The organism is Pseudooceanicola marinus (genome assembly GCF_002786295.1).
GTDB lineage: Bacteria > Pseudomonadota > Alphaproteobacteria > Rhodobacterales > Rhodobacteraceae > Pseudooceanicola > Pseudooceanicola marinus.
Map to the genome: position 1 here is coordinate 193,587 of NZ_PGTC01000016.1, position 13,460 is coordinate 207,046.

Genomic DNA, 13,460 nt, shown 5'->3' on the forward strand with positions numbered 1-13,460 from the left:
TATCCGAAAGCTGAAAATACTCCCGCCGGAGGCGACCGGACCGGGCCGCGCGCGTGCCGCCTAGTCCGAAAGGCGCGCCACCCGCAGTCGGGCCAGGTGGTGATCGACCAGTTCCGTCTCCTCCGCTGTCAGCCGCTGCGCGCGGGGGTAGCGCGGCGTGGCGCGGTCATCGAGGATGGGCGTCATGTCCCAGCCGTCGGTCGTGTCGAAGAAGCGCGTGACACCTGCGTCCCCGAACTCGGCCCGGTAGCCCTGCACCACGACGTCGAGGTAGGACAGCAGGATCGCGCGCGGGGCCGGGGCGGCGGGATGCTTGTCGGCGGGGATCGAGTAGATGGCGATCTCGGGCGCTATCGCCGGCGCATCGGGCGGGGTGATGTCGAGCGTGGCGATCAGCCGGTCATAGGCCGCCTCGCGCGCGTCCAGCGCGACCCAGTCGCCACCGGGCACCGCCGCGATCAGCCCCTCGATTTCGCTGCCCGGGCTGGGAACCGCCGTCAGGATCGCCACCTCGTGATCGCCAGAATGGCGCCACAGGCGCCGCCAGCCGCGTGCGGTGGCCGGGCGGGCACCGCCGTAGACATGGGTCTGACGGTTCACGAGGCTGCCATAGCCGAAGAAATGCGGGTCCTGGGTCAATTTCTGCCTCCTTTGATGCAGGTCAAATACATCTTGCAGCGGAGTGGTCAAAGGTATCGCTGACGCATTGCGTGCCATGCTGGCCCGAATGTGTCGCGAAGACGCAAGCGAGGGGAGGGCCCCCCGGGGAGCCAGGCGAGAGGGCATGACATGCGGCTGACGAAACGAACCAACATCTCCATGCGCGTACTGATGTATTGCGCGGTGAACAAGGGACGGCTGGTCACCAAGGCCGAGATCGCCGAGGCCTGCAATATCTCGGAAAACCACCTGGCTCAGGTCATCAACCGACTGGGTCAGCTGGGCTTCCTGATGACGCAGCGGGGCCGCAACGGCGGCATGACCCTGGGCCACCCGGCGGACAAGATCCGCGTGGGCGACGTGTTCCGCGCCGTGGAATCGGCCGTGCCGATCGCCGAGTGTTTCGCCGACCAGGCCAACACCTGCCCGCTGGTCGATGTCTGCCGCCTGCGAGAGGCGATCGACCAGGCCACCCAGGCCTTCTACACCTCGCTGGACGGGGTCACCCTGGATGAGCTGGTCTGCGACAATCCCGGCCTTGCCGAACTTCTGAGCCCCGTCGCCTGCCCGGCCTGACTTTTTCGGCCCTTTTGGCGGTCCGGGGGAATACGACGCTTGAAGAGGCTTGCACGACGCGCGGCTTTGACGGTATCCGGGTCCTGTCGGAACGGGAGAACTGGCCGCAAGGCCGGTGCCGAAGGAGCAACCGCCCCGGAAACTCTCAGGCTTCAGGACCGCCCGACAGTCAGACTCTGGAGAGAGGCCCGGGACGGGTCCGCCGAAGGGATAGCGATCTCAGGCAGAAGAACAGAGGGGGCATCAAGGCGTGGCGTGGCCGCGCGATGATGCCCGGCGCATTGGCCCGGGAGTTGAGGGAGTGACCAATGGGCCAGGATGCACCTGCCGATGAAATGATCGACCTGCCGCTGGCCGGGCTGCACGCCGAGTTGGGCGGCAAGATGGTGCCCTTCGCGGGTTATGCCATGCCGGTGCAATATGCCGCCGGCGTGATGAAGGAGCATCAGCACACCCGCGCCGCCGCCGGCCTCTTCGATGTCAGCCACATGGGCCAGGTGATTCTGCGCGGCGCCGATGCCGAGACCCTGGCCCTGGCCTTCGAGAGCCTGACGCCTGCCGCTGTGCTGGGCCTGAAGGAGGGCCGCCAGCGCTATGGCCTGCTGACCAATGATGCGGGCGGGATCCTCGACGACCTGATGTTCGCCAATCGCGGCGATCACCTGTTCGTCGTCGTCAACGCCGCCTGCAAGGCCGCCGACATTGCCCATATGCGCGCCAATCTGCCCGGCATCGAGGTCGAGGAGATCACTGACCGCTGCCTGCTGGCCCTACAGGGCCCGGGCGCCGAGGCGGCGCTGGCGCGTCTGGCGCCCGAGGTGGCCGAGATGCGATTCATGGACGTGGGCTATGTCACGCTGGAGGGCGCCGAGTGCTGGATCTCGCGCTCTGGCTACACCGGCGAGGACGGGTTCGAAATCTCCATCCCCAACGAGGCCGCCGAACCCGTGGCGCGTGCGCTGCTGGCCGATGACAGCGTGCTGCCCATCGGGCTGGGCGCCCGCGACAGCCTGCGGCTGGAGGCGGGCCTGTGCCTTTACGGCCATGACATCGACGAGACCACCAGCCCCATCGAGGCCGCGTTGCAGTGGTCCATCCAGAAGGCCCGCCGCGCCGGCGGGGACCGCGCGGGGGGCTTCCCCGGGGCCGAACGCATCCTGGCCGAGCTGGACAGCGGCCCGGCCCGCCTGCGCGTCGGCCTGCGTCCCGAGGGCCGCGCGCCCATGCGCGAGGGCGTGACACTGCATCATGCGGGCGCCGAAGTGGGCCGGATCACCTCCGGCGCCTTCGGCCCCTCGGTTGCCGGCCCCGTCGCCATGGGCTACCTGCCCGCCGCGCTGGCCACGCCCGGCACCGCGGTCGAGGGCGCCCTGCGTGGCAAGATGCTGCCCGTCAGTGTCGCCTCGCTGCCCTTCCTGCCCGCCAACTTCAAACGCTGACACACAACCCGACACACCGGAGCGCCAAAGCCGCCCGGCCCGAGACAAACCAGGGAGACCATGGATATGAAATTCACCGAAGAACACGAATGGCTGCGCCCCGAAGACGAGCTGGTCGTCGTGGGCATCACCGAACATGCCGCCGAACAGCTGGGCGACATCGTTTTCATCGAGCTGCCCGAGGTGGGCACCCAGGTGAACAAGGACGACGAGGTGGTGGTGATCGAAAGCGTGAAGGCCGCCTCCGACATCCTGGCGCCCATCGACGGCGAGATCGTCGAGGTCAATGAGGCCCTGGTCGAGGACCCGGGCAAGGTGAACGAGGATCCGACCGGCGACGCCTGGTTCTTCAAGATCAAGCCGGCCGAGCCCGAGCAGATGGACGAATACATGAGTGAAGCCGCCTACATGAAGTACGTCGGCTGATCCTGACCTGATCGACCCGGACCCGGCCAGGGCCGGGTCCCATCGCCCCGCAACAGCCCCGGATCTCCGGGGTGCCCCCTCCGATGCCCGCTCCGGGCACTGGCCCTGTTTCTGCATCCTGCCTGTGGGATGCCCCCTGCCGCAAAGGAGCCTCAGATGCCCTTCACGCCCACCGACTACCGCCCCTATGATTTCGCCAACCGCCGCCACATCGGCCCCTCGCCGGACGAGATGGCGGAGATGTTGCAGGTGATCGGCGCCGACAGCCTGGACGCGCTGATCGACGAAACCGTGCCGAAGGGCATCCGCCAGGACGATCCGCTGGACTTCGGCCCGGCCCTGTCGGAGGCGGATCTGCTGAAGTTCCTGCGTGGGGTGTCGGCGAAGAACCAGGTCTTCACCTCACTGATCGGGCAGGGCTATGCCGATACGATCACGCCCCCGGCGATCAAGCGCAACATCCTGGAAAACCCGGCCTGGTACACCGCCTACACCCCCTATCAGCCCGAGATCAGCCAGGGCCGGCTGGAGGCGTTGTTGAACTACCAGACCATGGTCAGCGACCTGACCGGGCTCGACATCGCCAATGCCTCCCTGCTGGACGAGGCGACGGCGGCGGCGGAAGCCATGACCATGGCGCAGCGGGTGGCCAAGTCGAAGGCCGGGGCCTTCTTCGTGGATGAGAACTGCCATCCGCAGAATATCGACGTGATCCGCACCCGCGCCGAACCGCTGGGGATCGAGGTGATCGTCGGCGCCCCCGAGGATCTGGACGCTGCCCGGGTCTTCGGCGCCGTCTTCCAGTATCCCGGCACCCACGGCGGGCTGACCAACTTCACCCCCCAGATGGAGGCGCTGCACGAGGCCAAGGCCGTGGGCATCGTCATTGCCGACATCATGGCACTTTGCCTGCTGAAGGAACCGGGCGCCATGGGCGCGGACATCGCCGTGGGCAGCACGCAGCGCTTCGGCGTGCCCCTGGGCTATGGCGGCCCGCATGCCGCCTACATGGCTTGTCGTGATGCGTACAAACGCTCGATGCCGGGCCGGATCGTCGGCGTCTCCATCGACGCCCGCGGCAACCGCGCCTACCGGCTGGCGCTGCAGACGCGTGAACAACACATCCGGCGCGAGAAGGCCACGTCGAACGTCTGTACCGCCCAGGCGCTACTGGCGGTCATGGCCTCGATGTATGCTGTCTTCCATGGGCCGCAGGGCCTGAAGGGCATCGCGCAGCGCATCCACCGCAAGGCGGTGCGCCTGGCGAAAGGGTTCGAGGAGGCCGGGTTCGAGGTCGGCCCCAAGGCCTTCTTCGACACGATCCACGTGGAGGTGGGCGCGTTGCAGTCCGCCGTGCTGAAATCGGCCCGGGACGAGGGGCTGAACCTGCGGGCCGTGGGCGACACGAAGGTCGGCATCGCGCTGGACGAATGCACCCGCCCGGCCACGATCGAGGCCGTCTGGCGGGCCTTCGGGATCGAGCGGGCGGATGCGGTGGAACCCTATGAGTACCGCATTCCCGAGGGCTTCGTGCGCGAAAGCAGCTATCTCGATCACCCGATCTTCCACATGAACCGGGCCGAGACGGAGATGACCCGCTACATGCGGCGTCTCGCCGACCGTGACCTAGCGCTGGACCGGGCGATGATCCCGCTGGGCTCCTGCACGATGAAGCTGAACGCGGCGGTGGAGATGGAGCCGATCTCCTGGCCCGAGTTCGCAGCCCTGCACCCCTTCGCGCCGAAGGAGCAGGCGGGCGGCTATGCGCAGCTCTTCGAGGATCTCTCCGCCAAGCTGTGTGACATTACCGGCTACGCGGGCTTCTCCATGCAGCCCAACTCGGGCGCGCAGGGGGAATATGCGGGGCTTCTGACCATCCGCCGCTACCACGCGGCGCGTGGCGAGGGGCATCGCAATATCTGCCTGATCCCCACTTCGGCCCATGGCACCAACCCGGCCTCGGCCCATATGGCGGGCTGGAAGGTCGTGCCGGTGAAATCGCGCGACAATGGCGATATCGACCTGGGCGACTTCCTGGAGAAGGCGCAGAAATACGCCGCCGATCTGGCGGCCTGCATGATTACCTATCCCTCCACCCATGGGGTCTTCGAGGAGACGGTGCGCGAGGTCTGCAAGATCACCCATGAGAACGGCGGCCAGGTCTATATCGACGGCGCCAACATGAACGCCATGGTGGGCCTGTCGCGGCCCGGCGACCTGGGCGGCGATGTCAGCCACCTGAACCTGCACAAGACCTTCTGCATCCCCCACGGCGGCGGCGGCCCCGGCATGGGCCCCATCGGGGTGGCGGCGCACCTGGTCGAGCATCTGCCGGGCCATGTGACGACGGGCGGCACCGGCGCCGTCTCGGCGGCGCCCTACGGCTCGCCCTCGATCCTGCCGATCTCCTGGGCCTATTGCCTGCTGATGGGCGGCGCCGGGCTGACCCAGGCCACCAAGGTCGCGATCCTCAACGCCAACTACATCGCGGCGCGTCTGAAAGGGGCCTATGAGGTTCTCTACAAGGGGCCGCGCGGCCAGGTGGCGCATGAGTGCATCCTCGACACCCGCCCCTTCGAGAAAAGCGCGGGCGTGACCGTGGATGACATCGCCAAGCGGCTGGTCGACTGCGGTTTCCACGCGCCCACAATGTCCTTCCCGATCCCCGGCACGCTGATGGTGGAACCCACCGAAAGCGAGACCCGGGCCGAGCTCGACCGCTTCTGCGATGCCATGCTGGCGATCCGCGCCGAGATCGCGGAGATCGAGTCCGGCGCGGTGGCGCCCGACGCCAGCCCGCTGAAGTTCGCCCCGCACACGGTGGAGGATCTGGTCGCGGCCGACTGGGACCGCGCCTATGGCCGCGAGCAGGGCTGCTTCCCCCCCGGCGCTTTCCGGGTGGACAAGTACTGGCCGCCGGTCAACCGCGTCGACAACGCCTGGGGCGACCGCAACCTGACCTGCACCTGCCCGCCGATGTCGGATTATGCAGAGGCGGCAGAGTAGGAGATCCGCCGGGCAGGGGGGCTCTGCCCCCGTCTCCGTTGGAGACTCCCCCGGAGTATTTCTGGCCATTGTATGGAATAAGGACTCTCTTTCCCTATTCGATGGCTGAAAATACTCTGGGGGAAGCTCGCAAGGGCCGGGGGCGAAGCGCCCGCTAGTCCCGCGCCCGCAGCACTTGGGCCGGGCGGGCCGAGAGGGGCCGCCAGGCGAAGAGAAGTCCTGCGGCCAGGTTCAGCGCCAGCCCGCCCAGCACCACCGCCAGGGCATTGGGCCAGATCACCCGGAAAGACGTCTCCAGCACGAAGTGGCTGATCGCCCAGGCGCCGAGGATACCGGTCAGAAGGGCCACCAGCCCCGCGCCCGCGCCCAGAAGGGCCGCGCGTAGGGCGAAACTGCCCAGGATCCGCGCGCGCGAGGCGCCGAGCGTCTTCAGCAGCGCCGCCTCGTATCGCCGGGCCCGTTCCCCCGACAGCGCCGCGCCGATCAGGACCAGGAACCCCGTGACCAGCGTCGCCCCGGCCCCCCAGGAGGTCGCGGCGGCGATGGAGCCCATCAGGTCGGTCACCAGCGCGATGGCGTCACGCACCGAGATCGCCGTCACATTGGGGAAATCGCGCCCGAGGTCGCGCAGGATCGCCGCTTCGGCTTGTGGCTCGGCGTAGATCGTGGCGATCCAGCTGTGCGGGGCGCCCGCCAGTGCCGCCTGGTTCATCACCAGGATGAAACCCATCCCGGCGGTGGAGAAATCCACCGCGCGGAAGGAGGTGATCTCGGCCTCGATGTCGCGGCCCAGCACGTTCACGGTCAGCCGGTCGCCCAGGCTCAGGCCCATCTCCTCGGCCTCCTCGGCGGAGACGGAGACCTGCGGCGGGCCGTCATAACCTTCGCCCCACGACTCCCCCGCCGTGACGGTGGTGTTTTCGGGCAGGGCATCGGCATAGCTGACGCCGCGGTCGCCGTTCAGCACCCAGTGCTCGCCGGCCACCTGCGCCGCGGGCTGGCCGTTGATCTGGGTGATCACCCCGCGCAGCATCGGGGCGCGATCCACGCGGCTGACGGCCGGGTCCGTCGTTACCCGGTCGAGGAAGGGATCGAGCTGCCCGGGCTGGATGTCGACCGCAAAGAAGGACGGCGCGCGGGTGGGCAGTTCCTCGGCGATGGCGGCGCGCAGGTTGCCGTCGATCTGGCCCACGGAGGCCAGCACCGACAGGCCGAGGCCCAGTGACAGCACCACGGGCAGGGCCTCTGTTCCCGGCCCGGCGATGGCGGCGGCGGCCCAGCGAAGCGCCGGGCGGCCGCGCGCGGCACGGGCCAGGGTGCGGGCCGCGCGCTGCAGGGCCGCGGCTGCGGCGGCCAGCAGCACCAGCGCCACCGCGATGCCCGCGAAGGTCCAGAGGGTCAGTTCCACCGCACCCGACAGCCAGGCGGCGCTGGCGACCAGCGCCGCAAGCAGCACGGCGAGCAGCACCAGGAAGCGGGGCCGGGGCCAGCCGCGCCCGCCGGAGGGATCGCGGAAGAGCTGCGCCGCGCGCACCTCGTCCAGCCGGGCCAGGGGCCAGAGGGTGAAGATCAGCGCGGTCAGCGCGCCGTAAAGCGCGGCCTCGGCCAGCGGACCGGGGTAGAGGCCGAAGTCGGCCGGGATCGGCAGCATCTCCCCCAGTGTCGGGGCCAGCAGCAGCGGCAGGGCGCCGCCCAGGATCAGGCCCAGCAGGATGCCAAGCGCCGCGAGGGCCCCGATCTGCAGGAAATAGGTCAGGAAGATCACCCGCCGCGTCGCCCCCAGCGTCTTTAGCGTGGCGATGATGCGGATCTTGCCCGCCAGGTAGGCGCGCACGGCCGCCGAGACGCCCACGCCCCCCACGGCCAGCCCGGCCAGCCCGACGAGGACGAGGAAGGCCGACAGCCGCTCCACGAAGGAGGAGATGCCTGGCGCGCCGTTGCGCGCATCCCGCCAGCGCGCGCCGCTGGTGGCGAAACGCTCGGCCACCGCGGCCTGCATCGCATCGAGGTCGGTATCGTTCGGCAGCACCAGGCGCAGGCGTGAGTCGAAAAGCGTGCCGGGGGCGAGCAGGGCGCTGCCCTCCAGCGCGGAGCGGGCCACCAGGCTGCGCGGTCCGAGGGTGAAGCCCGAGGCATTGGCATCGGGTTCCTCGGTCAGCGCGGCCATCAGGGTGAAGGCCACGCCGCCGATCTCAACCGCGTTGCCAGGGGTGATGTCGAGGCGCGAGATCAACGCAGGTGCCATGACCACGCCGGGGCGATCCCCGTCGCCTGCCAGCGCCTCTGCCAGCGGCATGGCGGGATCCAGCGCGACCTCTCCGACCAGCGGATAGGCGTCATCCACGGCCTTCACCTGTGACAGGGCGCGTGTGCCGTCCGCGCCGGGCGTGGTGGCCATGGAGCGGAAATCGGCGATCTCGGAGACCGCCGTGGCACGGTCGGCCAGCCAGGCGCGTTCGTCGGCGTCCGCGAAACGGTAGGTCAGGGAGACCTCGGCGTCGCCGCCCAGCATCTCGGCTCCCTGTTCGGCCAGACCGCTTTCGATGGCCTGGCGGACGGAGCCCACGGCGGCGATGGCCGCGACCCCGAGGGCGAGGCAGGCGATGAGGATGCGGAAACCGGAGAGGCCGCCGCGCAGCTCGCGGGCGGCCAGGCGGGCGGCACGGGTCAGGTCGCTCATGCCGGGGTGTCCTGCAGGGCGATGCGTCCGTCCCGAAGGGGCACCACGCGATCACAGCGCGCCGCCAGGTCGGGGGCGTGGGTCACCATGACCAGCGTCGCCCCGTGGCGGTCGCGCAGGCCGAAGAGCATGTCCATGATGGCGCCGCCATTGGCCTCGTCCAGGTTGCCGGTAGGTTCGTCGGCCAGCAGGATCTCGGGCCGGGGCGCGGCAGCTCGGGCCAGGGCCACGCGCTGCTGCTCGCCGCCCGACATCTGGCTGGGGTAGTGATCGGCACGCTGCGCCAGGCCGACCTGGGCCAGTTCCTCCGCCGCGCGCTCAAACGCATCGGCGTGGCCGGCCAGTTCCAGCGGCGTCGCGACATTTTCCAGCGCCGTCATCGTCGGGATCAGGTGGAAGCTTTGGAAGACCACCCCCATATGATCCCTGCGGACCCGGGCCAGCGCATCTTCGGACAGGCCGGTCAGGTCCTGCCCCAGCACCCGGACGGTGCCGGCGCTGGCGCGTTCCAGCCCGCCCATGAGCATGAGGAGAGACGATTTGCCCGACCCCGATGGCCCGATGAGCCCCAGCGTTTCCCCACGCGCGACCGTCAGGTCGATGCCATGCAGGATCTCGACCGGGCCGGCGTTGCCCGCCAGCGACAGGGCGGCGCCCGACAGTTCGATCACGGGGTCCGGATGGGTCATGGCGGCGGTGTCCTGTCTTGCTCGGGGGCGGCACCTTGCGGCGCGTCTTCTTGGATATGGGCGCAGGGGGACACGGGGCAAGAGACCCGGCGCATTCGTGACATTTTCTTTACTGGCAGGGCTTTGGGCGCTGCCTGGCGTGGCGGCTGCACAGGACGAGCCGTTGCAGCTGCTGGCCTTCGGGGACAGCCTGACCCAGGGCTACGGTCTGCCCCAGGGCGAGGGGCTGGTGCCCCAGCTGGAGAGCTGGCTGCGTGAGCGGGGCCAGGACGTGACGGTGATCAACGGCGGTGTCTCTGGCGACACGACCGCGGGCGGGCTGTCGCGTATCGCCTGGTCCCTGACGCCTGACGTGGATGCGGTCATGGTGACACTGGGCGGCAACGACCTGCTGCGCGGTCTCGACCCGGCGGACACCCGCACCAATCTGGACGGCATCCTGACGGAGATCGCCGTCCGCGACCTGCCGATGATGCTGGTGGGGATGCAGGCGCCGGGCAACTACGGCACCGCCTATCAGCAGGCCTTCGACGGCCTCTATCCGGAGCTGGCGGAGGCCCATGATGCGGTCTACGTGCCCAGCTTCCTCGCGCCCCTGATGGGTGATCCGGAGGCGCCCGACCCGGCCGCGGCCCGTGCCTTCCTGCAGGCCGACGGGATCCATCCGAATGCCGAGGGCGTGGCGCGGATCGTCGAGGCGCTTGGCCCGCAGGTCGAGGATCTACTGGCGCGGGTTGATCGCTGACCGCACGCAAAGCAGGGCCCCGTCACCGGCGCCCGTTCTTCTCCTTGCCGAAAATATTCCGGGTGAATTGAGCCGCAGGCCAAAGGGCGCTGCGCCCCCGCCCCGGATGCCACAGGGCTTTCCGCTCGGATCAGTCCACCGAGACGTTGATCGCCGACAGGCGACCGTCGCGGCCTTCCTTCAGGTCGAAATGGACTTTCTGGTTATCCGACAGCCCGGGCAGGCCCGAGCTTTGCAGGGCCGAGATGTGCACGAAGATGTCCTTCGCGCCGCCTTCGGGTGCGATGAACCCGTAGCCCTTGGTTTCATTGTACCACTTCACGATTCCGGTTTTCATCTGTCTGATCCACCCTGGTTCGGCGGTCCTGCCCGTTTCGGGGGATGCGCCGACTTTCCTGCCCGCGACATGCGGCAGAGCGGCCCGGTGCGCGGCGGCGGAGAGAGGCCTAAAGAGCCCCTGTCATCGCTGGTCCGTTGCCCGAAAATCTTTCGCCGATTCTGGCGATAAATCAAGCGTCTCGCGCAGGCGGCGGCTTTGTTCCGCCTCGCTGCAGGGCCCCGGTGAGGAAGGCGGGCAGGCGCCGCAGCGTGGCACGCGCCAGGTCGGGATATTCGATCTCTCCCGCCAGCAGCCGCATGTAGAGATGGCGCAGGTGCCCGGAGCGGCGGAAGGCCGCGAGGAAGGCCGGGCGGAAGAGCGGCGCGAAGAGCAGCAGGCGGATGGCCCGCGCCTGGCGGATCGCCCGGTGGATCGGGCGCAGGGTCGCGCGGTAGCGGCGCAGGGCCGTCGCGGGGGCATCCTCGGCCAGCGCGCGGGCGGCGGCCTGTGCTGCCAATTGCCCGCTTTTCAGCGCATAGGCGATCCCCTCGCCGGTGATCGGATCGACCAGCCCGGCCGCATCGCCGGCCAGCAGTACCGCGCCACGTCCCGGGCGCCTGCGGAAGTCGCCGAAGGGCAGGTGGTGCCCCTTTACCGGCTGCGTCGGATCCTGGCCCAGCAGGTCGAGGTAGGCCGCCATGGCCCCTTTCATGTCCCCGTTGCGCGACAGCACCCCGCCGATCCCGATGGTCGAACTGCCGCTTTTCGGGAAGTCCCACCCGTAGCCCCACTGGGCGGCGCCAAAGTCGATGCGCAGGGGGCGGTCAGCATTGCCGGGCGGTGCGGGGGCCTCGACCTCCAACCCGAAGCCGATGCGCGCGGGATCATAGGCCCGCCCGAAGAGCGCCCGCGCCACCGGCGAATTGACCCCGTCGGCCCCGATCAGGACACGGGCCGTCAGGCGCCGCCCGTCGGAGAGCGTCAGCGCCGGGGTGGTGGTGTCGATTTCGGCGACGCGGCAGCCGGTCAGGTCCGTCGCCCCGGCGGCCAGCACCCGCGCCACCAGGTCGGCATCGAAATGCCACCGCATGGTCAGGTGCATCGGCGGGATCTGCGGCAGCGCGCCCAGGGGGCGGTCCTCGGCGTGGAACTCCACCGCGGTCTTGGTGTCGATCAGCTCCGGCGGCAGGGGCGTGCCGAAGATCTCCTCGAAATAGCGGGCAGATCGACCGGTCACGCCACCGCCGCAGAGCTTTGCCCGGGGAAAGCACGCCTTGTCGACCAGGGCGACCGTCAGGCCCTGACGGCAGGCGGTCATGGCCGCCGCTGCGCCCGCGGGCCCGGCGCCCAGCACGATCACGTCGAAAGTGTCGGGGGCCGGGGCGCGGGCGGGATCGGTCAAGGCTCAGTCCTCGTCGAAGAAGAAGCTGTGGATGTCGTCGAAGAGCCGTTGCGAGGTCACGAAGAGCAGATGGCCCTGTCCCTGATAGTAGGTAATCTGATCCGCCGGAAGGCGGGACGCCAGCCGGCGGGCCATGGCAGGGGTAAACACCGTGTCCGCATCGCCGTGAAAGAGGCGAACACGGGCATCTGCCAGCGCGCCGGGCCGATCCAGCGTCCAGAACATCAGGCTGAGGGTATGGGCGAAGGTGCGCCGCAGCGAGGGGGTCGACATGTTCTCCCGCTGCGCCTCGGCCCGCGCGGCGCTGTCGCGGGCCCGGGCCGGATCGTTGAGTCCCTCGTCGCCGTAAAGCAGGGTGCGGTAGTTCTCCGTCCAGGCATCACGCGGGCGCAGGGATCCCGTGCGCAGCATGGCGCGCACCACCTCGACCCCTGATCGCATGGACGACAGGATGCCTGACGGCGCCGGCCCGGCGGTGGAGATCAGGGCCAGGGAGACCTCCGGCGCCTCGATCCGCTGCGCGGTCTCGATCGCGATGGGACCGCCGGTGGAATAGCCGAGCAGGTAGACCTCCTGCGCGCCGAGGTCGTTGACGTAGTCGGCGATGAGCTGGGCCGAGCCGTCGATCTGCACCCGGTGGTCCAGCGGCAGCCCGTCCATGTCCGGGAAGCGGTAGACGATGACGGTGCTGTCGGGCACCTGCCAGTCGAGCACGGGGGCGAAGATGTTGGCGGAGGCGAAGGCGCCGGGGATCGCCACGATGGCGCGTTTGACGCCGGGGCGCGCGTTGCCGTCCTGCAGCAGCGGGAAGGTGCCCGCCCGGTCCGGGCCGGGCAGGGGGGCGCAGGCTACAATACCCAAGACCGCCAGCAGCAGGGGCAGCCGGCGGACCAGTTGGATCAACGTCGAGAGGGCCGTCAGGCCGGGCAGGCGCATGGCGCGACGGTCAGAGCACGGTGACCGGCGTGCCGGTCGGCACCTGTTCATAAAGCGAGATGACGTTTTCGTTCAGCATCCGGAAGCAGCCCGAGGAGGCGTTGCGCCCGATCGAATTGGGCTGCGTGGTGCCGTGTATGCGGATCGCCGTGTCGCGCCCGTCTTGGTAGAGGTAAAGCGCGCGGGCGCCGAGCGGGTTGCCCGGACCGCCGGGCATCCGGTCGGTGTTGCCCTTGAACTTGCCGTAGATGTCCGGGTCGCGCTCGATCATGTCGGGGGTCGGGCGCCAGGACGGCCATTCCACCTTGCGGCCGATCACGGCGGTGCCGGTGAAGCCCAGGCCAGGACGGGCCACGGCGATGCCATAGCGCATGGCCTCGCCCGGGGCGGTGACATGGTAGAGGAAATAGGCCCGCGGCAGGATCACGATGGAGCCTTCGGCGTAGTCGCGCGAGAAGCTGACCCGCTGCGCGGCCAGGATCGGCGGGCTTTGCACGGCGGCGGCGGGGCCGGCCAGCGCAAGAACGGCAGGGGCCGCGAGGGCGGAGGCGAGGAAGGAACGGCGGCTGGTCATCGGCGGTA

At 69.4% G+C, this 13,460-nt stretch carries 12 protein-coding genes and 2 riboswitches; of the genes, 5 read left to right on the forward strand and 7 right to left on the reverse strand.

Annotated elements, in window-relative coordinates; all coding sequences use genetic code 11:
* Window positions 1-60: 60 nt before the first annotated feature.
* The gene (locus CVM50_RS11855; protein WP_100148488.1) at window positions 61-639 is read right to left on the reverse strand and encodes a gamma-glutamylcyclotransferase family protein; all 579 of its coding nucleotides are present in this window, start codon (window positions 637-639) and stop codon (window positions 61-63) included.
* Between the two features lie 150 nt (window positions 640-789).
* Between CVM50_RS11855 and CVM50_RS11860 the strand changes: the two genes are divergently transcribed.
* The 4 genes from CVM50_RS11860 (at window position 790) to gcvP (ending at window position 6,107) form a co-directional block, all read left to right on the forward strand.
* Window positions 790-1,236 (forward strand): RrF2 family transcriptional regulator, encoded by a 447-nt coding sequence (locus tag CVM50_RS11860; RefSeq protein ID WP_085889466.1) that lies wholly within the window; start codon window positions 790-792, stop codon window positions 1,234-1,236.
* Window positions 1,237-1,317: 81 nt separating this feature from the next.
* Window positions 1,318-1,407, forward strand: a riboswitch (glycine riboswitch).
* A gap of 3 nt (window positions 1,408-1,410) precedes the next feature.
* Window positions 1,411-1,473: riboswitch (glycine riboswitch) on the forward strand.
* A 71-nt stretch (window positions 1,474-1,544) separates the two neighbouring features.
* Window positions 1,545-2,675 (forward strand): glycine cleavage system aminomethyltransferase GcvT, encoded by a 1,131-nt coding sequence (gene gcvT / locus CVM50_RS11865; RefSeq protein ID WP_408634059.1) that lies wholly within the window; start codon window positions 1,545-1,547, stop codon window positions 2,673-2,675.
* Window positions 2,676-2,741: 66 nt separating this feature from the next.
* On the forward strand, window positions 2,742-3,101 hold the full coding sequence (gene gcvH / locus CVM50_RS11870) for a glycine cleavage system protein GcvH (RefSeq protein ID WP_085889467.1): 360 nt from the start codon (window positions 2,742-2,744) through the stop codon (window positions 3,099-3,101).
* Between the two features lie 156 nt (window positions 3,102-3,257).
* Entirely contained in the window at window positions 3,258-6,107 is a 2,850-nt protein-coding gene (gene gcvP, locus CVM50_RS11875) for an aminomethyl-transferring glycine dehydrogenase (RefSeq protein WP_085889468.1), read from the forward strand.
* Between the two features lie 154 nt (window positions 6,108-6,261).
* Here gcvP and CVM50_RS11880 read toward each other — a convergent pair whose 3' ends face one another.
* Both CVM50_RS11880 and CVM50_RS11885 read right to left on the reverse strand, forming a co-directional pair.
* Window positions 6,262-8,787, reverse strand: coding sequence for an ABC transporter permease (locus tag CVM50_RS11880; RefSeq protein WP_085889469.1), 2,526 nt, complete (start codon window positions 8,785-8,787; stop codon window positions 6,262-6,264).
* Window positions 8,784-9,476 (reverse strand): ABC transporter ATP-binding protein, encoded by a 693-nt coding sequence (locus CVM50_RS11885; RefSeq protein ID WP_085889470.1) that lies wholly within the window; start codon window positions 9,474-9,476, stop codon window positions 8,784-8,786. Before CVM50_RS11885 ends, CVM50_RS11880 begins: the two co-directional genes overlap by 4 nt.
* Window positions 9,477-9,573: 97 nt before the next feature.
* On the opposite strand from CVM50_RS11885, the gene CVM50_RS11890 reads away from it, so the two are divergent.
* The gene (locus CVM50_RS11890; protein WP_232618228.1) at window positions 9,574-10,221 is read left to right on the forward strand and encodes an arylesterase; all 648 of its coding nucleotides are present in this window, start codon (window positions 9,574-9,576) and stop codon (window positions 10,219-10,221) included.
* 130 nt (window positions 10,222-10,351) lie between these two features.
* On the opposite strand, the gene CVM50_RS11895 is transcribed toward CVM50_RS11890, so the two are convergent.
* From CVM50_RS11895 to CVM50_RS11910, 4 genes are all read right to left on the reverse strand, one after another.
* The gene (locus CVM50_RS11895; protein WP_085889472.1) at window positions 10,352-10,558 is read right to left on the reverse strand and encodes a cold-shock protein; all 207 of its coding nucleotides are present in this window, start codon (window positions 10,556-10,558) and stop codon (window positions 10,352-10,354) included.
* Window positions 10,559-10,730: 172 nt separating this feature from the next.
* Window positions 10,731-11,942 (reverse strand): geranylgeranyl reductase family protein, encoded by a 1,212-nt coding sequence (locus CVM50_RS11900; protein ID WP_232618229.1) that lies wholly within the window; start codon window positions 11,940-11,942, stop codon window positions 10,731-10,733.
* A gap of 3 nt (window positions 11,943-11,945) precedes the next feature.
* The gene (locus CVM50_RS11905) at window positions 11,946-12,878 is read right to left on the reverse strand and encodes an alpha/beta fold hydrolase (protein WP_100148489.1); all 933 of its coding nucleotides are present in this window, start codon (window positions 12,876-12,878) and stop codon (window positions 11,946-11,948) included.
* A 10-nt stretch (window positions 12,879-12,888) separates the two neighbouring features.
* Window positions 12,889-13,452, reverse strand: a complete 564-nt coding sequence (locus CVM50_RS11910) for a L,D-transpeptidase (protein ID WP_085889473.1) — start codon at window positions 13,450-13,452, stop codon at window positions 12,889-12,891.
* Window positions 13,453-13,460: the final 8 nt, after the last annotated feature.